This is a genomic window from Verruconatronum alginivorum (genome assembly GCF_056590205.1).
Genome location: NZ_JBWPVQ010000001.1, coordinates 5,935,295 through 5,959,558 on the forward strand (window position 1 = coordinate 5,935,295; position 24,264 = coordinate 5,959,558).

The window sequence follows — 24,264 nt, forward strand, 5'->3', positions numbered from 1 at the left end:
CCTACCTCTGCCGGGGGGCTATTCCTTTTGCAGCGCCGCCTGACGTTCCAGCATCGTCGGATGGGAATAATAGAAGCCGCTATAAAGGGGGTGCGGGGTCAGATTGCTCAGATTCTTCTCCGAGAGCTTCCTCAGCGCCCCGATCATCGGGGCGGATTTCCCCATTGCGTCGCGGGCGAAGGCGTCGGCCTCGTATTCGTGTTTCCGCGACAAAAGGTTGAATACCGGACTCAGCCAGAACGTGACCAGACCGCTCACCAAGGTGAAGAGCAAAAAGGCGGGGGCGATCGTCGTCGGTTCCGGTCCGAAGCCGAAGCTCTCGTAAAACCAGGGGCTTTCCGCCAGCCAGGCGATCAATCCGAAGGCAATGAAAACCATCACCGCCGACATCGCCAACATCCGGGGAATGTGCCCCTTCTTGTAATGGCCGATTTCATGGGCCAGAACCGCCTCCAATTCAGGCTGGGGCAATTGCTCCACCAGCGTATCGAACAAAACGATCCGGCGGAACCGGCCGAAGCCGGTGAAAAAGGCATTGGAGTGGCCCGAACGTCGACTGCCATCCATGATCTGGATGGTTTTCGCCTGAAATCCGGTCCGGTCCGCCAAACTCATCAACCGCTCCCGCAACTCGCCTTCCGGCAACGGGGTGAACTTGTTGAAAAGAGGCATGATCACCATCGGATACAAAACCATCATCACCAGTTGGAACGCGAAGAAGAAGACGAATCCCCAGATCCACCACCAGCCGCCGATCCAACCGACCAGGGCCAACAAGACATAAATGAGAGGAAAACCGATGATCAGTCCGACCACCAGGCCTTTGATTTTATCCGTGATCCAAAGTTTGAGCGTACTCTTGTTGAAGCCAAAACGTTCTTCCAGGCGGAATTGCGCCCACCATTCGAGCGGGATTCCCGGTATCGAAATCAACAGAAGCGCCGCGATGATATAGAGGGAATCAACCCAAACGGCGCGGCCCAAAGCGCTTTGAAACAGTTCGTAAAGCCACGGCAAAAAACCGGAAAAGATCACCGCCACCAACACGGCCGCTCCGTATACATGGTCGACCAGGCTGAACTTGTTTTTGGCCAAGGTGTAATCGACGGCCTTTTGATAGGTCGGCTCGTCCATCACATTTTCGAGGCCGGGAGGAATAGCCCCGGCATGGCGCATCACTTGACGCCGGTTCAACAGATCGAGGACCATCTCCGCCGCGGTTTTCACCAACAGCAGAATTAGAAATAGCAAGAGAATCAAATTCATGAAAGCCAGGATCCGGGCTGTGCCCGGGAATCAACGTGGAATGAAACTGGTTTTCGAGGCGAAGCCTCTTTGGAGTGCTCCGCGTCCTCGCGGAGCTTTCGAGCACGCGGAAGGACTCCGGCCGTCGAATGGTTGCCGGACGTGCGGTTGTCGCGGACCGTTCGAAAGCGGTGCGGGGACGCACCGCACTCCAAAGCGCTCCGCGCGAAAACCGGATCACCCTGCAACCCGCTTGAACAGTGAAGTTTCATCATAGAAGGATAGCGAAATCAATGTCCGTGGCCGGCGTGGCTGTCGGCTCCAAACGACCAGCGGCGACCGCTCCAAAGGGTATGATCGCCGCGCTCAACTCGGATGTCGAAGCGAAACTCCCCCATCGGATGGAAACGCCAGGTGGTCGGGCCGAAGGACTCCGTTTTCGCATCCCACGATAATGTTTCCCATTCGTCGTTGTAGGCGACCCGCACCTGGTGCTCCTCAGGATTCCACTCCGCTCGTTCCCGAACCGGGCGCAAAAAGACGTGCAAATGAAAATCAAAGCCTTCGAATCGAGCAAGTTCCATCGAAAAGCGCTCTCCGTCGAGATTGAGGAAATAAACGTTTCCGTCGTGCGGACCGACCGGAGTATTCCGCCGCTGGTAGTCAAGGATGCGTGGATAAAGCACGACGGAAGCCAAGAGACCGAGAAAGAGGAGCACCCCGCCGGCGATAAAATAGCCCTTCTTCGACCGGTTTTGCTCGCTGATTACGTTTGGTTCGTCTGAAAAGCTCATGGATGGATTCGAGGTCCCGTTCTTCCGGGTGAGACATCGGAGAAAACGACATGTTGCCATTCGTTCGCGTGATGTAAAGCCATCAAACGCCAAAGCAGTTTAACCAAACAGAAGCCTATTCGATTCGACAGCGGGAAACCGCCTACAACAATCGCCCAGATGAGATATCGTTGTCGAGGCCCGTCCCGCTAAAAAAACTGCCTGGTGCAACGATCTGATGCCCAAACGGAAGCGCCAAATCCCGGCGGGAAGGGCGAAAAAATCGACTGCTCTCACGCGACTTTTCTAAAAAGCCCGTGTCTTCCCACCGCTAGGGGAAAACCGTACGGATTTCGTAAGGGTCCCTTCGAGAAGTTAACACGTCTTTTCCGTTTTGAAACCGAATCGAATCATTTTTCGCGCGATGGTCGCACCTGGCCTGGGGACCATCCTTCTCTTCATTGCCGCCGCCGGGCTCCACGCGAATCCGTTTTACGTCTCCCCGTCCGGGAACGACGCCAACAATGGCAGCCAGCACGCCCCGTTTCGGACGGTCGAGCGGGCTCAGTCCGCCGTGCGCGCGATCAACGCCAACCAGAGCTCCGACATCGTCGTCTTCCTCCGGGGCGGCCGCCACGAACTGAGCGACACGTTGCGGTTCGACCAAAACGACTCGGGGCGAAACGGGCATCGGGTCATCTACCGGTCCTATCCCGGCGAGGTCGCAGTCCTCAGCGGTGGACGTTCGGTCACCTCCTGGACCCACTACCGCGACGGCATTTACCGGGCTCCGGCACCGGTCCCGGCCTTCCGCCAACTTTTCATCAACGACCGTCGCGGCACCCGTGCCCGGACTCCCGCGCAAGGTTATCACCGGCTCACCCAATGGGGCAACGGGGTCATCACCATCCCCGCCGATTTGATCCATTCCTGGTCCAACCTGACCCACGTCGAAATGGTGGTGGAAAAACATTGGAACGAGAGCCGCTTCCGAATCGCCTCCTTCACCAAAAGCGGCAACACCGCCACGATCGTTCCGCAGAATCCCGAAGGGACCATCGAATGGCAGGTACAATGGCCGAACCGGGAGCCGAACCAGGTCTTTTACTTCGAAAACTCCCTCGATTTCCTCGACCAACCTGGCGAATGGTATCTCGACCGCCACGCCCAACAGGTCTATTACCTGCCCCGTCCGGGCGAAAACATCCATCAATCCCAGATCATCGCCCCCGCCCTCGAACGGCTTCTCGAAATCAAACACGCCGCCAACCTCCACTTCGTCGGGCTCATCTTCGAACACGCCAATTGGACCGCTCCCGACGACCATGGTTTCATCGGCATTCAAGGCAACTATTACCGGGCTCCGACCGGCATCGGCTGGATTCCGGCGGCGATCCACTTGCAATCGACCGAGGACATCCGGCTGGAACGAAACGTGATCCGCAACGTCGGCGCGAGCGGCATCGAGCTCGCCTTCGGAACCCATCGCACCCGGATCATCGGCAACGTCATCGCCGACGTCGCCGGGGGCGGTATTTCCGTCTACAGCTCCTTGTCGCAACGCAATCCGCCCCACCACAACAAATCGTTCAACGACACCATCCGGAACAATTACCTCACCCGCGTCGCCCAGGATTATCGGGGCGCCGTCGCGATCCTCGGGACCTACACCGACAACCTGATCGTCGAACACAACGAAGTGGTCGACGCCCCCTACTCCGCCCTGAGCATCGGCTGGGGATGGACTTCCGACGACACCGCCTTGCGCAACAACGTCGTCCGTTACAATCGTATCCAAAACGTCATGCACACCCTCGACGATGGCGCCGGGATTTACACGCTTTCCAAACAACCCGGAACCTTGATCGAGGAAAATTACATCCATGACATGACCCGCAGCCCGACGGCCGGGACTTACGAGATCACCGCCCTCTATCTCGACGAACGGAGCGAGGGCATCACCCTGCGCAACAACGTGGTCCGCAACCTCTCCGGGGTGAATTTGTTCAAGCAAAACCAAGTGCAGCCCGGGGCCAACAACGTCTACAACAACGGTTCCCATATCTCCAACGCCGACGCGATCATCGCCAAGGCCGGTCTCCAACCCGCCTTTCACGACATCCGCCAACTCGCCGAACCACCCCCGCCTCCCCCGGCGGAATCGACTCCGTTCTCGGGCGTTCCAACCCAGATTCCCGGACGGATTCTCGCGGTCGAATACGACCACGGCGGTCCCGGCGTCGCCTACCAGGACTCGACTCCCCTTAACAACGGCGGACGATTCCGTCCGAACGAGCATGTCGACATCGAGGATTCGGTCGGCAGCGGAGTTCCCTACAACATCGGTTGGACCGCCGCCGACGAATGGATCCACTACACCGTCGATGTCGCCGAGTCCGGCACCTACGACATCGACTTGCGGATCGCCAGCTTCGCCCACGGCGCCCGCTTCCATCTCTGCCTCGACGGAACTCCGATTACGGAAAGCCTCGAAGCCCCCCACACCGGCGGATGGCAGAACTGGATCACCGTGTCAGTCAAGAACGTCCGTCTCGAAGCCGGTCGCCAAACCCTCCGTCTCTGCATGGACGGCGGCGAGTTCAACATCGCCTACATCGATTTCGCCTTCGTCCCCCCGCCCGCCACCTTCTCTGACTGGAAGGGCCTACATTTCACCCTCGCGGAACTGGCGGACCCGTTGATCAGCGGTCCGTTCGCCGATCCGTTCGGCAGCGGAATCCCGAATCTGTTAAACTACGCGCTGAAACGGAGCCCAAGGGAAACCAGTCGGAAAAACCTCCCCCAAGCCGGTCGGACCATCGTCAATGGCAACGAGTATTTAACGATGACCTACACCCGCCGGGCTGATGCCTCCGATTTGGTTTTCATCGTGGAAACGTCGTCCGATTTGCAAAAATGGACCATTCCCGATCCGGCCAATCTCACCATTTCGACGGAAGACAACGGCACGACCTACGTTGTCACCGTCCGCGACAGCGCGCCGCTCGACGGCAGCAGCAATCGTTTTCTCCGCCTCCGTGTCCGGCGTTTGCCTTAAACGGAAAACCAAGCAAAAGGGACCGCCTTCCGACCACCCTCCTCGGATCTCCCGGGCTTTTTTTCCGCCGTCCCGGCCATTTCGTGAAGCAAAGACTTGCGCCCCGCAAAGCGCTTGGTAAGTTATCTACGTCGCTTCCCCCGATGAGGCGGCATCCTGCTAAGTTTCACCAAAGAATCGGGCCCGCGTTTGTACGGAAATCCATTTATGCGTTGTCCAACACTCTTAGTCGAAGATCATCCGCTGATGCGGGAAACTCTCAGCCAATTCATTCGTGAAATGGCTGGGGTCGATCTTCAGGCCGCGGTGGGGAGCGGAGCCGAAGCTCTCCGGGTATGTGAAGAGAACGAGCCTGCGTTGGCGTTGATCGACGTTTCGTTGCCCGCGATGAGCGGCATCGAACTGGTCCGCGAACTGAAGAGCCGTTACCCTTCCCTCGCCTGCCTGATGCTTTCAGGCCACCAGGAGATCACCTACATTCGCCGGGCTCTGGCGAACGGCGCCCAGGGTTACGTCCTCAAGGGAGACCCCGAGGAATTGCTCAAGGCGATCGGGAGCATTCTCAAAGGCGAGACCTACCTCAGCGAACCGATCCGCGACAAACTCGCCGCCGCCGGCGATCACGGCTGAGCCCGCCTTCCTCGTGACACAGACATTCCTGTCTGTGGTCTGTGGGAAAACCACGAAAAACGCCCTGCCCGACGGCGTTGCGCCACCGGACAGGGCGTCTCCTCCACCCAAAGCTTTTATCGGAGTGAACGCCGGCTCACAGGGTGATCGCCAGCGCCGCGCCGAAGGCGGAAAAAGCGCCGGAAACCACAGCGGTCCCGACCATCCACCAAGCGGCTGCCGCCGACGCTTTCCGGACGTTTTCCGCCTCATGCAACGCCATCTCCTTGGCTTCCCGCAACCGGCGGCGAACTTCGTTTTCCAATTCTTCCGCCCGGCGGATGACGTTTTCCTTCGCTTCCTCAACTTTGCTCACCATCCGCTCCGCGTCTGCCTCCGAGACGTTTTCCTTCGAACTCAATAACGCGATCAGCGACTCCCGGTTATAAAGCTTCATCCGCGCCCGCAGGATTTTCGGCGTGGCTTTCGGATCGTGGAACATCCGCTCAACGTCGAGACGGATCCGGTCGTAATTGAACTCCGGCCGCCCGATCGAGGCCATGTATTCCCGAATCCGGTCTTCGACCCGCCCCGGGATGCCGCCCAACTGGTGGCCTTTTTGCGACAGCGCCGCGGAGGCGGAAGCTCCTTTTTCCTCCATGGAACGCTCGGCCCCGGTCACTTTCTCCCGGACGAACTGGATCGCTTTCTCCACATATCCGACGATCTTTTCGGCTTTCTCCGATCCGACTCCATCGCGCTGGGCCAACACCGCCACCAAGGTGTCGCGGTCGATGGCGTTCAGTCGGTTCATCACGATTTCCGGGGCCGACTTCGGATCGACGAACATTTGGTCGATGTCCTGTTTGATCCGCTCCGGATCGATCTCATCCCGACCGGTCTTGCGGAGATATTCCTCCACTTTCGCCTGGTAACGGGCCGCTTCCTCCTTGTCGCCGGAGAATTTCTGCACCATTTCCCCGACCTTTTCCGACCCCGGGGCATCCTTCCGCATCGTCGAGCTGATCTCCTCATACATGTCGCCCAACTTGTCGATATCCTGCTTCTTCAAATGGGGCTGCTCCTTCTGGGCAATCCGGACGAACGTCTGCCGGTCGAGATGGCCTTCCTTCAAATCGGTCTTCTCCTCCAGCTTCACGTGACCGAGGATCTCAGTCAGGTCCGCTTTGACTTGCTCGTAATCGATCGGTTGCGGTCGCAGGCGCTCCACATACTCATCGAGCTTTTCGACCAGGCCGCTGGTTTCGAACGATTCCGTTAATTCCTGCCGCACCGCGCTCGCCACATCGGTCGCCGATTTCATGATCTTGTCTTCCGGCGAACCGACGAACACATTCTTCGCCGAGGCGAAAGAGGCCCGCATCCCGCTGAACGCCGCACTGATAACGCCGCCGATCAGGGTCGAAACCGACCGAATCTCAAGGTAAGCCATCGTCGCGAAAAAAGCGGCCCAGATAATCAACCCGAGGGTGATCCCCATCCAAACCGTGCCGACCAAGGTCAACCGCACGGCCAGCAACGAGGCGAAAAACAGCGACACACTCGCGGTGATCACCGTCCAGATTCCAATCGCATTGCTGATCTTGACGATCGGCGAGGTTCCTTCCTCATCATGCTCGTCCCCGCTGGAGTCGTCCTCCTTCCGGGAGGATCTTCCATCGAATTTCTTCTCGATGTTCCCGACCAACGAGATTCCCGAAGCCACCGACAACGAAGTCAGTAGGATCTGGAATCCGATCGCCAGGATCACGCCGCCAAGGACCGCCATGAAAAAATGAGGCGTGTAGGCGGTCACAGTCTGGCCGACGGCGAATTCCTGCTGCGCGGCCAACGGCGTTGCTCCGGCGGCAAGTGCGATAGTGAAAAGCGTAGCTGTCTTGGGAGACAAACGGGTTTGGTGATTCATAGTTCGATAAGTCGATGCGATAGTTCGTTGGTTTGATTTCAATTCGATACTTGAAACCGTAACCCGCATCTCCTTCCCGACAATCGGGGTCGAACCCGCTTTTACTTCCGGCAAACGCCTGAACGCCACGGGGGAGTTCACCCCCGTCGCCTCATGAAAAGACTGATGTTACCGGGCCACCGACGCCGACGGCAGGATGCCATCCCTCCCAGTGACAGGAGAGCATGTCGTCGTAGTCAGGTTGGCTCCGCCGCCCGACCGCAACGGCCGATAACGGCTGGCCGAAAGCTCAATGTCACGCGTCACCGATGGGATCGATTGGCTCCCGCGTCTCGAACACCAAACGGTGGGGCGGCAAAGCCAACCCCACTACGGTAAAACCAAATCGGAGGGTTGGCTTCCAGCCGACCTTCTTCCGGCGCCGACGGCGGACGGCAGGATGCCATCCCTCCCAGTGACAGGAGAGCATGTCGTCGTAGTCAGGTTGGCTCCGCCGCCCGACCGCAACGGCCGATAACGGCTGGCCGAAAGCTCAATGTCACGCGTCACCGATGGGATCGATTGGCTCCCGCGTCTCGAACACCAAACGGTGGGGCGGCGAAGCCAACCCCACTACGGTAAAACCAAATCGGAGGGTTGGCTTCCAGCCGACCTTCTTCCGGCGCCGACGGCGGACGGCAGGATGCCATCCCTCCCAGTGACAGGAGAGCATGTCGTCGTAGTCGGGTTGGCTCCGCCGCCCGACCGCAACGGCAGAAGACGGCTGACCGAAAATCCGATGTCACGCGTCGCCGATAGGATTGATTGGCTCCCGCGTTTCTAACACCAAACGGTGGGGCGGCGAAGCCAACCCCACTACGGTAAAACCAAATCGGAGGGTTGGCTTCCAGCCGACCTTCTTCCGGCGCCGACGGCGGACGGCAGGATGCCATCCCTCCCAGTGACAGGGAAGCATTTCTCCGTAGTCGGGTTGGCTCCGCCGCCCGACCCCAGCGGCCGATAACGGCTGGCCGAAAGCTCAATGTCACCGCGTCGCCGATAGGATTGATTGGCTCCGGCGTTTCTGACACCAAGCGGTGGGGCGGCAAAGCCAACCCCACTACGGTAAAACCAAATCGGAGGGTTGGCTTCCAGCCGACCTTCTTCCGGCGCCGACGGCGGACGGCAGGATGCAATCCCTCCCAGTGACAGGAGAGCATGTCGTCGTAGTCGGGTTGGCTCCGCCGCCCGACAGCAGCGGCAGAAGACGGCGGACCGAAAATCCGATGTCACCGCGTCGCCGATAGGATTGATTGGCTCCGGCGTTTCTGACACCAAACGGTGGGGCGGCGAAGCCAACCCCACTACGGTAAAACCAAATCGGAGGGTTGGCTTCCAGCCGACCTTCTTCCGGCGCCGACGGCGGACGGCAGGATGCCATCCCTCCCAGTGACAGGAGAGCATGTCGTCGTAGTCGGGTTGGCTCCGCCGCCCGACCGCAGCGGCAGATAACGGCTGGCCGAAAGCTCAATGTCACGCGTCACCGATGGGACCGATTGGCTCCGGCGTTTCTGACACCAAACGGTGGGGCGGCGAAGCCAACCCCACTACGTAAAACCAAATCGGAGGGTTGGCTTCCAGCCGACCTTCTTCCGGCGCTGACGGCGGACGGCAGGATGCCATCCCTCCCAGTGACAGGAGAGCATGTCGTCGTAGTCGGGTTGGCTCCGCCGCCCGACCGCAGCGGCAGAAGACGGCTGACCGAAAATCCGATGTCACGCGTCACCGATGGGACCGATTGGCTCCGGCGTTTCTGACACCAAACGGTGGGGCGGCAAAGCCAACCCCACTACGGTAAAACCAAATCGGAGGGTTGGCTTCCAGCCGACCTTCTTCCGGCGCCGACGGCGGACGGCAGGATGCCATCCCTCCCAGTGACAGGAGAGCATGTCGTCGTAGTCGGGTTGGCTCCGCCGCCCGACAGCAGCGGCGACGACTGACCGAAAATCCGATGTCAAGCGTCGCCGATAGGATTGATTGGCTCCGGCGTTTCTGACACCAAACGGTGGGGCGGCGAAGCCAACCCCACTACCGTAAATGCGGATTGCCGGCCCAAATCGGAGGGTTGGCTTCCAGCCGACCTTCTTCCGGCGCCGACGGCGGACGGCAGGATGCCATCCCTCCCAGTGACAGGAGAGCATGTCGTCGTAGTCAGGTTGGCTCCGCCGCCCGACAGCAGCGGCGACGACTGACCGAAAATCCGATGTCAAGCGTCGCCGATAGGATTGATTGGCTCCGGCGTTTCTGACACCAAACGGTGGGGCGGCGAAGCCAACCCCACTACCGTAAATGCGGATTGCCGGCCCAAATCGGAGGGTTGGCTTCCACTTCACTTAACCATCGACCCCGCCTCCTCGTCGACCAGCCAGACGGTCCGGGAAGCATGATTCTTCAACAGCTGGATCGGGCGCTCGAAGCTGTCGTAAAGGTCGTTAAAAACCATGTTTAACGGCATCGCCTTGTTCTTCCCCAGGACCATCACCACGATCAAGCCGCAACGCTCCAAACCAGTTTGGGTCACCGTCAGACGATATCCTTTCCCCGGGACTTCCAAATCGGTGAAAAAATGGCGGCCACGGTCCTTGATCAACGGACTATGGGGAAAAATCGAAGCGGTGTGACAATCGTCTCCCATTCCCAGGAAGCAGAGGTCGAAACAATGGAAATCCGAAAAGTTCGACTGCCAGATCGCGTTGAACAGATGGGACGCGTCGTGCGGCTCATGGTCGACCGGCCACGGGAAACGGTGCTCGTCCGGCACTTTCAACGGATCGAGCAGCAGGCGCTCGGCGTTGCCGAAGTTGCTTTCGTCGCTGTTCAAGGGAACCAGGCGCTCGTCGCTGGTGAACCACCGCGCCGCCTTCAAGAGCTCGGGCGACAACTTGTTGTTTTCGACGCAATACCGGTAAAAAGCCGCCGGAGTCGAGCCGCCGGTCAGGGCCCAGGTCATCTCGCTCAAGCCGGTTTCCTTCCGGCGCTGTTCGGCTAGATTCACCGCTTCGTCGAAGATCTCTTCTTTGCTTCCGATGCAAAGCTTTCCGTAATCGGTCTGGGTCGTTTTCATGATTCGCTTTTCCTTCCTTACTCTGCCTCGGCGGCGGCCGCCGCCGGTTCCGCCACGGCTTCGGCGTCCCCTTTCTCGCGGTTGAACCGCATCGAAACCACTTTCGAAACCCCTTTCTCCTCCATGGTCACCCCGAAGATGGTCGAGGCTTCGCTGATGGTTCGTTTGTTGTGGGTGATGATGATGAACTGCGACTTCTCCACGAATTGCTTCAACATCGCGGTGAAACGGCCGATGTTGGCTTCGTCGAGCGGCGCGTCGAGTTCGTCGAGCACGCAGAACGGACTCGGCTTCACCATGTAAATCGCGAAGAGGAGTCCGACCGCCGTCATCGTTTTCTGCCCCCCGGAAAGGAGGAAAATGCTCTTCAACTTCGTCCCGGGCGGCTGGGCCACGATCTCGACCCCGGAATCGAGGACGTCCTCCGCCTCCAGCAATTGCAGGTCGGCGCTTCCGCCGCCGAAGAGGGTCTTGAAGGTGTGGACGAAGTTCTTCCGGATCTGCTCGAAGATCTCCTGGAATTGCTTCTGGGAACGGCTGTTGATGTCGTCGATCGCCCGAACCAATTCGTCCCGCGCCTTCACCAGGTCGTCGCGCTGCGCGGTCAAAAAGGCGAACCGATCCTTCAACTCGGTGTATTCCTCGATGGCGACCAAGTTGACCGGTCCCATCGATTGCAACCGGTTGCGGAGCGCCTGGACTTCCGACTGGATCGCCGCCCAGTCGGTTTTCTCCAACTCCTCGCGGTCCTCCGGAGTAATCGGCGGCTTTTTCTCCGCCTTCTTCTTCGGCTCCCCTTCCTCCTCGTCGTCGAGGTCGAGCGGGTGCCCCCCTTCCGGCTCGTCGTCGGCGTGCCAGAGCATCGCCTGCCAATCGATTTCGCTCAGCTCGACCTGATAATCCCGCCGCGATTCCTCCTGGATGAATCCAATCTTCGAACGTTGTTCGGCGAGGCGGACTTCGATTCCGTTCAACTCCCGTTGCTGGCCTTCGGTCTTCTGACGCGACTCCGCCACCCCCTTTTCGATCGCGGTGATTTCGGTGTCGAGGGCGGCGAAGGAAACCCGCACTTCCTCCACCTTCGCCTGCATCCGGACCAGCTCCTCCGCCACCCGCTGGCCTTCCGCGGCCTGGGTCTCCTTTTCCTTGCTCAGATTGGCGATCTGTTCCCGGGTCACCCGGATCTCGACCCGACGGCTTTCTAGGATTTGCTCCAGTTCGCGTTTGCGCTGCTCCATTTCGACCAGGCTCCGGTCGAGCACTTCGAGCCGCTGACGTTTCTCCGCCAGATCGAAACGGACTTCCGAAAGCGCTTCCCGCTTCTTCTCCCGCTCTTCCCGGAGTTCATGCAACCGTTCGTCGGCCTGGGCGATTTTTTGGCGCTGCCCTTCCAGCAATCCTTCCGCCTCCTTGAGCTGGGCGTTGATTTTCGAAAGTTGCTCCTCGGATTTCTGCTGGCGCTGCTGGATCGATTCCCGCTCGGTTTCGAGCTTCTTGATCCGGTTGAGGACTTCGTCCCGGCTCCGCTCCAACCCCTTCGCCTCCGCCCGGAGACTGGATCGTTTCTGGCCGATTCCCATCAAGGCGTTGCGCGCCGCCTCCACCGCTTTTTCGGATTCGACCAAACGGGACTGCTGTTCGTCGGCCTGCTTGCGCAACGCCTTCAACTTCTTCTGCAAGTCGGCCACGTCGGCGGTCAATTCCTGAATTTCCCCGCTCCGCTTGAGAATGCTGCTTCCCTTCGCCTTGGAGAATCCGCCGAAAACAAGTCCGCGCCGGTCGATCAACTCCCCCTTGGCGGTCGCGACATGGACAAATTGGAAATCCGGATTCTCCTTCCAGAACTCCATAAACTCCCCGGCGCTTTCGGTAAAATAACTCTCCGCCAACAAATGCTTCAGCGGATGCGTCTCCCCTTCCTCCTCCTCGCACTCCAACAAGGCGGTGGCCGGCTGGAGCGAGGCCGGAAGCTTTCCGTTCGCGCCGTTCCTCCCCGACACCGGAAACTGGATACACGCCTTGCCGAGTTTCTGCTGTTCCAACAACTCCACCACCGACAACGCCGCCGACGGATCGCGGACCGCCACCGCGTCGACCGCCGCCCCGAGGAGCGTTTCGATCGCCAAGGTGTATTTCTCCGGAACGTTGACGTGCTGGGTGACCGGCTTGCGCTCCGTCGCCCCGAGGACATGGTCGAGCTTGCCGGTCAGGAACGCCTTGGCGCCGTCGCTGAATCCTTCCAGTTTCTCCTCCAATTGCTGCAACAACCGGAGCCGGGCGGTGCTCTGGGCAACCGAGCGGTCGACTTCCTGAATCTGCTTCTGGATCTGCTGGTAACTCTCGCGCGAGGTGGCGACGTTTTCCTGGGCGGTGGAGACGGCGGTTTCGGCGGCGGCCGCTTCCTCCTCTACCTGCTGGATCGCGTTTTCCACGCCGCCAAGGGAGTCGATCACCGCCTGGCTGTCCGCCTTCACGTCGCCGATTTCGCCGTCGAGGCTGGCCTGACGCATCTGGTCGGACTTCAGGTTGACCTCGTTCATCGAAACCTGATTCCGGCAGCGGGCGACGTCGTTTTCATAACGCATTAAACTATGTTTTTCCCGCTCCAGGACCTGCTCGGCCTCGGTCATCTGGTTCTGGATCGAGGCCAACTCCTGACTCCGGAGCTGGAAAATCTCGTCGGAACTCCCGACCAGATGCATCTGCTCCTTCTTGATCTGGGCGCTTCCCTCGGCCCGCTTGGCGATTTCCGCCAATTGGCTTTCGATCGACAGAATCTCGTCCTCCGCTTCCCCGATCCGGGTCTCCAAATCCGACCGCCGCGCCTCGGCCAACCGGCCTTTGTTTTCGGCCTGTTCCTTCCGCGACCGCAGGTCGAAGACCGCTTGCTGAACTTCCTGTAATTCCTGGTTGGCGGCCTGGCGTTCGGCTTTCTTCTGCTCGATCTCCCCTTCCTTAAGGGCGAGATCCCCCCGGTATTTCTCGACCTCCGTCCCAAGCGCCCGCAACCGGTCTTCCATTTCCGAAATCGCCACGCGCAACAGCGAGTATTGCCGTCCGCTGTTGGCCAGATCGAGATGTTGGAGTCGAAAACGGAGCCGCTTGTAACGTAGCGCCTTGCTCGCCTGCCGCCGGAGGGAGTTGATCTGGCGTTTCACCTCCTCGACCACGTCGTTGAGGCGGTTGAGGTTGGTCTCGACCGCGCCGAGTTTGCTCAACGCCTCCTTGCGCTGGCTCTTGTATTTGGTGATCCCGGCCGCCTCTTCGAAAATGGCCCGGCGTTCGTTCGGATTCGACGACAGAATCTGGTCGATCTGGCCTTGGGCCATGATCGAATACGAGGTCCGGCCGACCCCCGTGTCCATGAAGATCTGCTGGATGTCCTTCAGTCGGCAGGCCTTGCCGTTGATGAAATAATCGCTCTGGCCGTCCCGCGAAACCCGGCGGGTGATTTCGATTTCGTTGAATTGTAGCCCGAGTTGGTCCTCGCACTCGGCGAAAAGGAGGGTGACCTCGCACACCTGGAGCGGTTTGCGCCGTTCCGCTCCCTCGAAAATGACATCCTGCATCTTGCCGCCGCGCAACGCCTTGGCGCTCTGCTCGCCGAGCACCCAACGGATCGCGTCGGCGATGTTGCTCTTGCCGCAACCGTTGGGACCGACCACCGCCGTGACGCCGCGGTCGAACGTGAGCTTGGTGGCGTCGCCAAAGCTCTTGAAGCCGTTGATCTTGAGTTCCTTTAAATGCATGCGGGGGAAAATCGCTGTTTTCTGTCCGTTTAAGCCCTCCACGAAAGCGCCCCCCGCCGCCAAAAACAAGCCATTAATGGAAGGAGCTGATTTTGGATTTTGGATTGCGGATTTTGGATTTGCTGCTGACTCGACCGGCGGTACCCAGATCTAAAATCCGCAATCCAAAATCCAAAATCCCAATTTAATCGTTCATAAATCCGCCCGGCCCCTTCATAGTGTTCCGATGGAGTCCAACAATGAAAAGGCCCAATCGGTCAGCCAGCTCAACCGGCGGATCCGTCTCCTCCTGGAGTCGGAGATCCGCAGCGTCTGGGTGCGGGGCGAGATTTCCAATCTCCGGCGCCAGGCGAGCGGCCATTGTTACTTTTCCCTCAAGGACGCCGACAGCCAGATTTCCGCCGTGCTGTTCCGGGGCGACGCCGCCCGCCAAACCGTCCAGGTCCGGGACGGTCTGCAGATCCTCGCCTACGGGGACGTGAGCGTCTACGAGCCCCGCGGCACCTACCAGTTGCTGGTCCGCATGCTCACCGACGACGGGGCCGGCCGACTCCAGCAGGAATTCGAGCGGTTGAAGCAAAAACTCCGGGCGGAGGGTTTGTTCGAAACCGAACGCAAACGTCCCCTCCCGGCGTTGCCCGCCACGGTCGGCATCATCACTTCCCCGACCGGGGCCGCATTGCAGGATTTCCTCCGCATCCTCAAACGCCGCAACTGGCGCGGCCGGGTAATCGTCCTCCCGGTCAAAGTTCAGGGCGCCGGGGCCGCGGCCGAGATGATCGATATGATCGAACGGGCCGGGCGGATGGGCATCTTCGACCTGTTGGTCATCGGCCGGGGCGGCGGCAGCCTGGAAGATCTGTGGGCTTTCAACGAAGAGCCGTTGGTCCGGGCAGTCGCCGCCTCTCCGGTCCCGATCATTTCGGCGGTCGGCCATGAGATCGATTTCGCCCTGACCGATTTCGCCGCCGACGTCCGGGCGGAAACGCCGTCGGCCGCGGCGGAGTTGATCAGCAGCGCCTATTTAAAGTGTGACGAACGATTCGCCTTCGCCCGGCAAACGCTCGACGCCGTGGCCGACCGCTACCTGTTGGAACGCCGCCGTCAACTCGACTCGCTGGCCAACCACTTACGCCTCCTATCCCCCCGCAACCGGATCGAACAGGAGTATCTCCGCCTCGACGACCTCGCCAACCGGTTGCACGCCCGCGCCCGCGAGGCGGTCGCCCGGAAACGGATCGCCTATGCCGAAGCCCGCGAAAACCTCCGGGCTCATTCCCCCGTGGGCCAAATCAGGCTCCTCCGCCAACGCCTCGAAGCCGCGGAAAGCCGTTTCGCCCGCGCCGCCGCCGCCGCTCTCCGCGACAAGCGTGAGGCGGTGGAACAAATGAACCGCCACCTCCAATCCCTCAGCCCCCGCTCGGTCCTGCAACGCGGCTTCGCCCTGGTCAAAGACGCCGACGGATGTCTCGTCACCCGCGCCGCCCACCTCACCGAAGGCACCCCCCTGATGAACGAGTTCTTCGACGGCGCGGTCCAAGTCACGGTCACCCAAAGCCGACCAGGATAAATTCGCGACGCCCGGAAGGGAGGGTCACATGCCGAACATCGGCGTGAAATTCGCCAGCAAGTGCAGACAGACCGCCGTCGCCACCGCCGCCGCGAGGTCGTCGAGCACCACACCCCAACCTCCTTCGACCTTTTGCAGGCGGGCGATTCCGAACGGTTTTACAATATCGAACAGCCGGAACAACAGGAACCCGGCCAAAATCACTGCCCAGGCCCGGCCTTCCCACAGATATGGTTGCATCCCGAGGAAACAAAACGGGATCGCTACGAATTCGTCGAGGATCACTTCCCCCGGATCGACCTTTTGCAGACGGACTTCCGCCTCGCCGCAAAACAAGACCGCCACCAGAATCGAAAATCCGCCGAGGATCACGTAAACCGGGGCCGTGGCATAGAAGAAAAAGAGGGTGAACCAGACCAGGCCCGCCACCGAGCCCACCGTCCCGGGGCCCTTGCGAACCCGTCCGATCGGACCGAGGGTCGCGATGTTCACCACGACATTCGACGGCAGAAGCCGCAACCAGAGAGGCCGGTGTTTCATTGTGGTTTATCCCCCGCGAAAAGCACTTCCCAATATTTAGCCAGGTAACGGACCCCGGAACTGACCGTTAGGAACGTCGCCAGCACGAAGGTCGCCAGACCGATCCACTGGACCCAGGCGGCCACCGGACTCCAATCCGTCCCGGTCCATGCGTTTAAATCTTCCCCGATGACCGGCGCTCCCAAGAGAAAAATTAGCGCCACGATTTGGCTGACCGTTTTTTGTTTGCCGGACTTCTCCGCCGCGAGCACCAGCCCGTTGGCCGCCGCCACCAACCGGAGTCCGGTGATAAAAAACTCCCGGCACAAAATCAGGAGCACCAAATAAAGCGCCCAGACCGGCAGAAAACCGAGGACGGTCATCGAAACAAAGAGGCCGACGATCAGAATTTTATCGGTCAACGCGTCCATCAACTTGCCGAAATTCGAAACCAGCCCCCGCTTCCGCGCGATGTAGCCGTCGGCCCAGTCGGTCAATGCCGCCACCACGAACAACACGAACGCCAAGGTGGCCGAACCGGTCCACGAGGCCGCCAGCAACGCCGCGATCACGAATAAGAACGGGACCCGCGAGAGGGTCAAAAGATTGGGAAGGTTCATACCTGGTCCAGGCATCCCGGCACATTGCCGGGTTGCAAAATCGGAAATTCTTCGGAATTCATCTCTAACAACACTTTATTCAGCCAGTGAAATCCTCTCTAACCTGACAATGAAAATCTGTATTTATCCCGGCACCTTCGATCCGGTGACCAACGGTCATCTCGACGTCGCCCGGCGCGCGGCCCGCATTTTCGACCAGGTCGTCATCGGCGTCGCCCTCAACAAAGACAAACAACCGCTCTTTTCCGCCGACGATCGCCTCCGGATGATCGAGGAGAATCTCGCCGCCACTCCGGCGATCACCGCCCGGATTTTCGAAGGTTTGTTAATGGATTTCGCCGTGGAATGCCAGGCGGTCGCCGTGATCCGCGGTTTGCGGGCCGTCTCCGATTTCGAGTTCGAATTCCAGATGGCCCAAATGAACCGGCACCTCAGACCCAAAATCGAGACCATTTTCCTGATGCCGCACGAGTCCTACACGTTCACCAGCTCGAGTTTGATGAAACAGGTCAGCAAGTTCGGCGGCGACATCCACCCATTCGTTCCCCCCAACGTCGCCCAGGCCCTCCAGCAGAAATACAGCGCCGCCGGATCCAAATAATCGAGACCGCTCGCCCCCTTCATCACTCATCATTCCTAATTCTTAATTCTCTTCATGTCCAAGCCGCACAGTTCGGGCTCGCTCGGCACCATTTTCCTGATCATCTTCATCGACCTCGTCGGTTTCTCGATCGTCTTCCCGCTTTTTCCGGCGATGCTCGATTATTACCTGGCGCGGGAGGGGCACGATGGATTGCTCGGGGCTCTCATCGAGTTCCTGAACCGGTTCGAAACCGCCGGAGCCGGGAGCGGACATTTTACCGCCGTCCTTTTCGGGGGCGTGCTCGGTTCGATCTACTCCTTCCTCCAGTTTCTTTTCGCTCCGATCTGGGGAAGTTTATCGGACCGGTTCGGACGCCGGAACATCCTGCTCTACACGGTCTGCGGAACCACCCTCAGTTATCTCCTGTGGTTTTTCAGCGGATCGTTCCTTCTCTTCATCATCGCCCGTCTGCTCGGGGGAGCGATGGCCGGCAACCTCTCGGTCGGGTCGGCGGCGATCGCCGACGTCACTTCTCGGGCCAACCGGGCCAAGGGAATGGCGCTCGTCGGGATCGCCTTCGGCCTCGGCTTTACCCTCGGGCCCGCCATCGGCGGCCTGTTGGCCGGTTGGAATCTCCTCGACTGGTTTCCGGGACTGGAGCGCTTCGGAGTCAATCCGTTCTCCGTCCCCGCCGGTTTCGCGTTTCTCCTGGCTTTACTGAACCTGTTCGGGGTGATTTTCCTGCTCCGCGAGACCCTCCCGCCGGAAAAGCGGAACCCAGCCGGCTTCGCCGAACGGAATCCGCTCCGGATCTTCCACGTCCGCCAACCCAAGCCGGTCGCCCAGACCAACGCGGTCTATTTCCTCTACATCCTCGCTTTCAGCGGCATGGAATTCACCCTCACCTTCCTCGCCAGCCAACGCTTCGATTTCGCGCCGCGTGACATCGGACTGATGTTCGTCCACATCGGACTCATGTTGATTCTCACCCAGGGGATCCTGGTGCGCAAAGCGGCTCCGGTCGTCGGCGAGAAAAACATGACGATCGCCGGGCTCGGGCTCATGGTCCTCTCGATGTTCGCCCTCGCCTGGGCTCCGACCGTCGGAGCGCTTTATCTGGGACTCACCTTCATGGCGGTCGGCGCCGGATTGACCAATCCCTGCCTCACCGCCCTGGTTTCCCTGTATGTTTCCAGCGACAAACAAGGGGAGACTCTCGGCATCTTCCGCTCCTTCGGATCACTGGCCCGGGCGGTCGGACCGCTCATCGCCAGTTTCATTTTTTGGTGGTATGGCTCCTCCATCTCCTACACAGTGGGTGGGATTCTCTTGTTGATTCCTCTGGTCATCGGGTTGGTCCTGCCCCGGCCGTCCGTCCGGGAACCGGAGGAGAGCGTTTGAAACAGGGTTCCGCGGTGAGCCGGATTCTTTCCGGAAAATCGGGGGTGAAATTGCAATCTTTATCGCAACAGTATTAATGATTCATTAAGAATTATCGTTGCTTACGCATCGGTGCATTCTAACTTGTAACTTGTATGAATGTTGAAGCAGTCAACGAACTAATCGAGAATAATCCCAAGCTGGCTCCCGCTCGCGCGAAGCTGCAGGAGATGCAGCCAGGGAGATACTGCATCCACCAGAGCTGGGGTTTCGGCCTCATCAAGGAATACCGGGAGGCTGAAAACCGCTTGATCATCGATTTCAATGAAAAGAAGGGCCACTCGATGGACCCGGCTTTCTGCATCAATACCCTGGAGGTTCTGCCGGAGAAACACCTCCTCGCCCGCCAACAAACCGAACCGGCCATCATCGAGGAAATGACCGCCAAGAAGCCGGTCGATCTCGTCATCGAAGCCCTGCACGTTTATCCCAACCACGCCGCGACCGGCCAGGAACTCGAAAACCTTTTCCGCAGCCTTCTCGGAGAAGCCCGCTTCCGCCGCTGGTGGACCACCACCAAGAAAGCCTTGGGCCAGGATCCGCGCGTCCACGTCCCCGCCAAGAAGACCGAGTGCTACTTTCTCCGCGAAGAACCGGTCGAAGTGGAACAGGAAATCCTCGACCGTTTTCGCCAAACCCAGTCCGCCAAACGACGCATCGGCCTCGCCGAAGAACTCGTCAAGGACAGCGCCTACAACGACAAATGGAAGGAAGAGTATTTGGAAGTTCTCCAGAGCCTCTCCTCCACTGTCCGTGACAGCAATCAGCTCAGCCTCACCGAACGCCTCCATGGCGCCTGGATCCGCGACGACCTCGCGAAAATGATCCAGGTCGACAACCCGGAATCGCTCGAACCGGCCACTGGCTCCCTGATCGCCGACACCCACGATCTCAACGCCATCGCCGATTCCTTGCCGGTCGGGCAACAGAAGCGGTTTCTCGAGTTGGTGAAGGAAACCCATCCGGGCGACTGGAAAAACATCCTGTTCGACCTCCTGAAGGAGAGCAAAGGGAAGTTCACCACCGAAACCATCAACTTCCTCCTGGATAACGACTGCAAGAAGGATCTGGCCACCACCCTTTCCCGCTGGCTCACCGAGCAAAACCTGCGGGCGCCCGTCCTGCACTGGATCGTCAAAAACCGGCATTCCCGGAAGTTCGGTCCGCTCCTCAAGGACTTGATCGGTCCCCGGCTTCTCAACGCGATTTTCTTCGCCATCGATTACGAGGCGTTGCAAACCGCCGGAACCCGGAAAATCCCGCTGGCGGAAATCCTTAGCGACGATCCCGACCTGATCGCCGATCTGTTGGAAACCTCCGACAACGAAACCGCCCGGGATCTGGCCAACAACTTGATCCTCAATCAAGGGTTTGAGGAATTGACCAAGAAGTCGATCCTCGCCCGCTTCATCAAGAAGTTCAGCAGCGTTCAAAGTCTCTTGGTCGGCGAAGCCGAAACCAAGGAGGAACGTCTCATCGTTTCCCAGGATAGCTACGATCGCCGCAAACAGGATTACGAACTCCTGCTCACCAAAAAGATCCCGGAGATCAGCAAAGCGATCGGAGTCGCCCGCGAGCATGGCGATTTGAAGGAGAATTCCGAATACAAAATGGCCAAACAGGAGCAGGCCTTGCTCCTCGCCAAGAAGGAATTGCTCGAAGCCGACCTGGCCCGCGCCCAAATCAGCGACTTCAAGGACGCCCCGGTCGACCAGATCGGCATCGGCTCCATCGCCGGATTGCGCGTCGCCTCGACCAACCAGCCGGTCCGCTACACCATTCTTGGCGCCTGGGACAGCGATCCCGACAACCATATTCTCTCCTACGAGACCCCGCTCGCCAAAAGCCTGATCGGCAAACGCGTGGGCGATCGGATCACCACGAGCGTGGCCGGCACCGAGGAGACCTGGACGGTCGAATCGATCGACCGCTACGCCCAATAACCACCACGGCCGACTCCTGAGTTCAACGCCCTCCCGGAACACTCTTCCGGAGGGCCCGTTCGAGTGATCACTCCCTGGGATACCTTGAAACTGCTGGCGGATCCGACCCGCCTGCGAATCGTCGCATTGCTCATCAAGGAGGAATTCTCGGTCGCCGAACTGCAGGATATCCTCGGGATGGGTCAATCCCGGATTTCGTCCCACCTCGCCCTCCTCCGCAAAGGCGAGGTGGTCCTCGACCGCCGCGAAGGGAAGAAGACGTATTACTCCCTGAACTCCGCCAACCTGAAACAGGAAAGCCTCGACTTGATCCAAGCCGCCTGCGCTTCCCTGGCCGATCTCCCCGAATACCGCGAAGACCAGGAAAACCTTGCCCGTGTCCTCGAAAAACGCCGGCGTTTCATCGAGGAATATTTCAATTCGATCGCCGGACGCCTGGGGAAAAACTACTGCCCCGGACGCTCCTGGGAGGCGATCGGACACTTTCTCATCCGCCTCACCCCCCACATTGACATCGTCGATTTAGGGGCCGGCGAGGGAATGATCGCCCAACTGCTCGCCAAACGCGCCCGGTCGGTCACTTGCGTCGACAATTCTCCCAAGATGGTCGAAGTCGGAACCACCCTCGCCCAAAAAAACGGCCTCGCCAATCTTTCCTACAAACTCGGGGATATCGAAAAAGTCCCTCTCGCCGACGCCGCGTTCGATCTCGCCTTCCTCAGCCAAGCCCTTCACCACGCCCAACACCCGGCGCGGGCCGTCGCTGAAGCCTTCCGTATCTTGAAACCCGGGGGGCAATTGATCGTCCTCGACCTCAAGGAACACAACTTCGAAAAAGCCCGCGAACTTTACGCCGACGTCTGGCTCGGTTTCACCGAAAACACCCTCTACGGCCTCTTCAAGAAAGCCGGCTTCGCCCATATCGAAGTCACCGTCGTCGCTCGCGAAGAACAGGAACCCGGCTTCCAAACCCTCCTCGCCAGCGGCATCAAACCGCCCGCGACCGGCGGGTGACCGCTTCTTGTCGGAGTCCCGCATCTACTCCAACAAGGAAATAGCCCTGCCGATTCGTCCAGCGGGAGACCGGTTATAATCCGTCTCTCATGAGGCTATCCCATGCTTTTTGTGTATTTTGCGCTTTTTTGCGGCCATTCCAACTGCGGAGTTAGTTCAATCCCTCCTCACTGAATCCGCAATGAAAACGGCAACCGCGCGTAAATGCCTCGGGGGTCGTTAAGAATCTTCAACGACTCATATTCAGTCCGGAATTCCCGCAATAATCCCTCCGCCGGATGGCGTCCGACCAACGGCCGGTGTTCGGGAGCAAACATCTCCGCCAGAATTTCCGCCAACTCCGCCGGACGGGGGAATTCCTGGATCCGCCACGTTTCCAATCCGGCTTGCTCCCCGGCATACCCGATCGCTTCGCGCAAACCACCGATCTCGTCCACAAGGTTCAAACGCAGTGCCTCGGCTCCGGTCCAGATTCGTCCTTGAGCCAATCGATGCGCCTCCTCGATCGACATTCCCCGACCACGGGCCACCCGCTCCAGGAAATCCTGATAGATGTCGTCGACCAATTCCTGGATCCGCTCCATTTCCTCTTCGGTCTTGGGACGGACCAGCGAAAACACGTCGGCGAACCGGGCGGTTTTTACTTCATCGAAGGTGATCCCGTGCCGGTTCGCGATCTCCTGGAAATTCGGCAAAATCCCGAAAACCCCGATCGATCCCGTAATCGTGTTCGGTTGGGCAAAGATGCGGTCGGCTTCCGCCGAAATCCAATATCCGCCTGAAGCCGCCATCGAGCCGAACGAGACCACCACCGGCATTCGTTCGCGCGCCTGCTGGATTTCCCGTTGGATGGTTTCCGCCGCCGAAACACTTCCTCCCGGACTGTTCACCCGCACCACCATCGCCCGCACGTTCGGATCATGGCGTAACTTCCGGATTTCCCGCGCGAACCGGCTTCCTCCAGCCGAACCCATGGCCCCTTCGCCATCGACGATGTCTCCTTCGATGTAAACCACCGCGATCACCGGACTTCCGGCTCCCCGCCGCCGGGCCGTCGCCTCCCGCAAGGTCTGGGAATAGGTCATCAGATCAATTTGCGGAAACTCCGCCCCGGCCCTCGTGCCGGTGAGCTCCCGAAGTTCGTCCAGGGCCTCGTCCATGTAGGCGATCCGGTCGACCAAATTGGCCGCTCCGGCCCGTTCGGAATCGAGATACCCGCGCGAATCAGCCAATCGCTGCAAGTCCGGCGGTGACACGTTACGGCTTCCACCGATCGCCTCCAAAATCTCCCCCCACATCCCGGCCAGGAGTTCCTCGATTTGCCGCCGGTTCGCCTCCGACATCTCTTCCTCCGTGAACATCTCCACCGCCGACTTGTAAAGTCCCGCCTGCGTCACCTGGACCCCCACGCCATAACGCTCCAAGGCCCCCTTCAAAAAGATCTGTTGGGAAGCGAGGCCGCTCAAGCCGACAAAACCATACGGATTCATCAAGATCCGGTTGCTGGCCGAAGTGACGTAATAATCCCGCAACGCCGGATTTTCTACATAGGAAATCACCGGTTTTCCGGATTCCTGGAAATCGAGCAAGGCTTGGCGGAATTCCCGCAACGTCGAATACCCCGATCCATAGCCTTCCGGCATCAAGGTTCCATGCAGAAAAACCGCCGCGATCCGGTCATCGGTCGCCGCGCTGCGGATCGCATTGGTGAGGGTACGCAGAGAATAGGTCGGGGCAGCTCCGGCGCCGACCGCCTCTTCGATCGCGCGCCACAAGTCGGCCGCAGCCGGGGCATCCGTGATGTTGGCGGTCAAATCGACCACCAAAACCGCGTCTTGCGGCACCGTCACCGGTTCCTCGGCCATGAACAGTGCGGTGATCGCCGCCCCGAAAAACATCATCGCCAAAAACCCGAACAACATCAGGGCCACCAAATTGCCCACAACGATTTTAATGAACGTCTTCATTCAAATTACCCATCCTCTTTCCAGCCGGTTGCACATCACAAGCCATCCATTATTGCCACCCCCCACGCTGATGGCAATGCCGAAGAACGCGAGGCGCGTCGGGTGTAATCAGAAATAGGGGGCTCACCGTCGTGTCATTGCGAG

General features: G+C 59.5%; 18 protein-coding genes. 10 read left to right on the forward strand and 8 right to left on the reverse strand.

Annotated elements, in window-relative coordinates; all coding sequences use genetic code 11:
• Positions 1 to 18 precede the first annotated feature (18 nt).
• Entirely contained in the window at positions 19 to 1,266 is a 1,248-nt protein-coding gene (locus ACWUI2_RS21870; protein ID WP_486984972.1) for a M48 family metallopeptidase, read from the reverse strand.
• 269 nt (positions 1,267 to 1,535) lie between these two features.
• On the reverse strand, positions 1,536 to 2,039 hold the full coding sequence (locus ACWUI2_RS21875; protein ID WP_486984973.1) for a hypothetical protein: 504 nt from the start codon (positions 2,037 to 2,039) through the stop codon (positions 1,536 to 1,538).
• Between the two features lie 403 nt (positions 2,040 to 2,442).
• Here ACWUI2_RS21875 and ACWUI2_RS21880 point away from each other — a divergent pair, with 403 nt between their 5' ends.
• Together ACWUI2_RS21880 and ACWUI2_RS21885 are read left to right on the forward strand one after the other, a co-directional pair.
• The gene (locus tag ACWUI2_RS21880; RefSeq protein WP_486984974.1) at positions 2,443 to 5,076 is read left to right on the forward strand and encodes a carbohydrate-binding protein; all 2,634 of its coding nucleotides are present in this window, start codon (positions 2,443 to 2,445) and stop codon (positions 5,074 to 5,076) included.
• 207 nt (positions 5,077 to 5,283) lie between these two features.
• Positions 5,284 to 5,706: a response regulator gene (locus ACWUI2_RS21885; protein ID WP_486984975.1), complete on the forward strand. Its 423-nt coding sequence runs from the start codon at positions 5,284 to 5,286 to the stop codon at positions 5,704 to 5,706.
• Between the two features lie 136 nt (positions 5,707 to 5,842).
• On the opposite strand, the gene ACWUI2_RS21890 is transcribed toward ACWUI2_RS21885, so the two are convergent.
• Positions 5,843 to 7,612: a hypothetical protein gene (locus tag ACWUI2_RS21890; RefSeq protein WP_486984976.1), complete on the reverse strand. Its 1,770-nt coding sequence runs from the start codon at positions 7,610 to 7,612 to the stop codon at positions 5,843 to 5,845.
• 292 nt (positions 7,613 to 7,904) lie between these two features.
• Between ACWUI2_RS21890 and ACWUI2_RS21895 the strand changes: the two genes are divergently transcribed.
• The 3 genes from ACWUI2_RS21895 to ACWUI2_RS21905 all read left to right on the forward strand — a co-directional run bounded on the left by ACWUI2_RS21895 (position 7,905) and on the right by ACWUI2_RS21905 (position 9,408).
• A complete protein-coding gene (locus tag ACWUI2_RS21895) occupies positions 7,905 to 8,129 on the forward strand; it encodes a hypothetical protein (RefSeq protein ID WP_486984977.1) in 225 nt (74 codons plus the stop codon).
• An 18-nt stretch (positions 8,130 to 8,147) separates the two neighbouring features.
• A complete protein-coding gene (locus ACWUI2_RS21900) occupies positions 8,148 to 8,435 on the forward strand; it encodes a hypothetical protein (protein ID WP_486984978.1) in 288 nt (95 codons plus the stop codon).
• Between the two features lie 832 nt (positions 8,436 to 9,267).
• The gene (locus ACWUI2_RS21905) at positions 9,268 to 9,408 is read left to right on the forward strand and encodes a hypothetical protein (RefSeq protein WP_486984979.1); all 141 of its coding nucleotides are present in this window, start codon (positions 9,268 to 9,270) and stop codon (positions 9,406 to 9,408) included.
• 572 nt (positions 9,409 to 9,980) lie between these two features.
• Here the strand turns inward: ACWUI2_RS21905 and pgl are convergent.
• Together pgl and smc are read right to left on the reverse strand one after the other, a co-directional pair.
• On the reverse strand, positions 9,981 to 10,715 hold the full coding sequence (pgl, locus tag ACWUI2_RS21910; protein WP_486984980.1) for a 6-phosphogluconolactonase: 735 nt from the start codon (positions 10,713 to 10,715) through the stop codon (positions 9,981 to 9,983).
• 17 nt (positions 10,716 to 10,732) lie between these two features.
• On the reverse strand, positions 10,733 to 14,464 hold the full coding sequence (gene smc / locus ACWUI2_RS21915) for a chromosome segregation protein SMC (protein WP_486984981.1): 3,732 nt from the start codon (positions 14,462 to 14,464) through the stop codon (positions 10,733 to 10,735).
• A 226-nt stretch (positions 14,465 to 14,690) separates the two neighbouring features.
• On the opposite strand from smc, the gene xseA reads away from it, so the two are divergent.
• Positions 14,691 to 16,034: an exodeoxyribonuclease VII large subunit gene (gene xseA, locus ACWUI2_RS21920; RefSeq protein ID WP_486984982.1), complete on the forward strand. Its 1,344-nt coding sequence runs from the start codon at positions 14,691 to 14,693 to the stop codon at positions 16,032 to 16,034.
• A gap of 24 nt (positions 16,035 to 16,058) precedes the next feature.
• Here xseA and ACWUI2_RS21925 read toward each other — a convergent pair whose 3' ends face one another.
• Together ACWUI2_RS21925 and pgsA are read right to left on the reverse strand one after the other, a co-directional pair.
• Positions 16,059 to 16,574: a phosphatidylglycerophosphatase A family protein gene (locus ACWUI2_RS21925; protein WP_486984983.1), complete on the reverse strand. Its 516-nt coding sequence runs from the start codon at positions 16,572 to 16,574 to the stop codon at positions 16,059 to 16,061.
• Positions 16,571 to 17,173 carry a CDP-diacylglycerol--glycerol-3-phosphate 3-phosphatidyltransferase gene (gene pgsA / locus ACWUI2_RS21930; RefSeq protein ID WP_486984984.1) on the reverse strand — a complete coding sequence of 201 codons (603 nt, stop codon included), beginning with the start codon at positions 17,171 to 17,173 and terminating at the stop codon, positions 16,571 to 16,573. The genes ACWUI2_RS21925 and pgsA overlap by 4 nt, the downstream gene beginning before the upstream one ends.
• Before the next feature lie 109 nt (positions 17,174 to 17,282).
• Between pgsA and coaD the strand changes: the two genes are divergently transcribed.
• The 4 genes from coaD to ACWUI2_RS21950 all read left to right on the forward strand — a co-directional run bounded on the left by coaD (position 17,283) and on the right by ACWUI2_RS21950 (position 22,153).
• Positions 17,283 to 17,774 carry a pantetheine-phosphate adenylyltransferase gene (coaD, locus tag ACWUI2_RS21935; protein WP_486984985.1) on the forward strand — a complete coding sequence of 164 codons (492 nt, stop codon included), beginning with the start codon at positions 17,283 to 17,285 and terminating at the stop codon, positions 17,772 to 17,774.
• A gap of 54 nt (positions 17,775 to 17,828) precedes the next feature.
• Positions 17,829 to 19,157, forward strand: coding sequence for an MFS transporter (locus ACWUI2_RS21940; protein ID WP_486984986.1), 1,329 nt, complete (start codon positions 17,829 to 17,831; stop codon positions 19,155 to 19,157).
• Between the two features lie 134 nt (positions 19,158 to 19,291).
• Positions 19,292 to 21,139 (forward strand): GreA/GreB family elongation factor, encoded by a 1,848-nt coding sequence (locus tag ACWUI2_RS21945; protein ID WP_486984987.1) that lies wholly within the window; start codon positions 19,292 to 19,294, stop codon positions 21,137 to 21,139.
• 63 nt (positions 21,140 to 21,202) lie between these two features.
• Positions 21,203 to 22,153, forward strand: coding sequence for an ArsR/SmtB family transcription factor (locus ACWUI2_RS21950; protein WP_486984988.1), 951 nt, complete (start codon positions 21,203 to 21,205; stop codon positions 22,151 to 22,153).
• A 167-nt stretch (positions 22,154 to 22,320) separates the two neighbouring features.
• On the opposite strand, the gene sppA is transcribed toward ACWUI2_RS21950, so the two are convergent.
• A complete protein-coding gene (gene sppA, locus ACWUI2_RS21955) occupies positions 22,321 to 24,120 on the reverse strand; it encodes a signal peptide peptidase SppA (RefSeq protein WP_486984989.1) in 1,800 nt (599 codons plus the stop codon).
• Between the last annotated feature and the right edge of the window lie 144 nt (positions 24,121 to 24,264).

Coding starts and splice junctions, on each gene's coding strand:
- ACWUI2_RS21870 (WP_486984972.1), bottom strand. CDS start 1,266: ATGAATTTGATTCTCTTGCTATTTCTAATTCTGCTGTTGGTGAAAACC.
- ACWUI2_RS21875 (WP_486984973.1), bottom strand. CDS start 2,039: ATGAGCTTTTCAGACGAACCAAACGTAATCAGCGAGCAAAACCGGTCG.
- ACWUI2_RS21880 (WP_486984974.1), top strand. CDS start 2,443: ATGGTCGCACCTGGCCTGGGGACCATCCTTCTCTTCATTGCCGCCGCC.
- ACWUI2_RS21885 (WP_486984975.1), top strand. CDS start 5,284: ATGCGTTGTCCAACACTCTTAGTCGAAGATCATCCGCTGATGCGGGAA.
- ACWUI2_RS21890 (WP_486984976.1), bottom strand. CDS start 7,612: ATGAATCACCAAACCCGTTTGTCTCCCAAGACAGCTACGCTTTTCACT.
- ACWUI2_RS21895 (WP_486984977.1), top strand. CDS start 7,905: ATGTCACGCGTCACCGATGGGATCGATTGGCTCCCGCGTCTCGAACAC.
- ACWUI2_RS21900 (WP_486984978.1), top strand. CDS start 8,148: ATGTCACGCGTCACCGATGGGATCGATTGGCTCCCGCGTCTCGAACAC.
- ACWUI2_RS21905 (WP_486984979.1), top strand. CDS start 9,268: ATGCCATCCCTCCCAGTGACAGGAGAGCATGTCGTCGTAGTCGGGTTG.
- pgl (WP_486984980.1), bottom strand. CDS start 10,715: ATGAAAACGACCCAGACCGATTACGGAAAGCTTTGCATCGGAAGCAAA.
- smc (WP_486984981.1), bottom strand. CDS start 14,464: ATGCATTTAAAGGAACTCAAGATCAACGGCTTCAAGAGCTTTGGCGAC.
- xseA (WP_486984982.1), top strand. CDS start 14,691: ATGGAGTCCAACAATGAAAAGGCCCAATCGGTCAGCCAGCTCAACCGG.
- ACWUI2_RS21925 (WP_486984983.1), bottom strand. CDS start 16,574: ATGAAACACCGGCCTCTCTGGTTGCGGCTTCTGCCGTCGAATGTCGTG.
- pgsA (WP_486984984.1), bottom strand. CDS start 17,173: ATGAACCTTCCCAATCTTTTGACCCTCTCGCGGGTCCCGTTCTTATTC.
- coaD (WP_486984985.1), top strand. CDS start 17,283: ATGAAAATCTGTATTTATCCCGGCACCTTCGATCCGGTGACCAACGGT.
- ACWUI2_RS21940 (WP_486984986.1), top strand. CDS start 17,829: ATGTCCAAGCCGCACAGTTCGGGCTCGCTCGGCACCATTTTCCTGATC.
- ACWUI2_RS21945 (WP_486984987.1), top strand. CDS start 19,292: ATGAATGTTGAAGCAGTCAACGAACTAATCGAGAATAATCCCAAGCTG.
- sppA (WP_486984989.1), bottom strand. CDS start 24,120: ATGAAGACGTTCATTAAAATCGTTGTGGGCAATTTGGTGGCCCTGATG.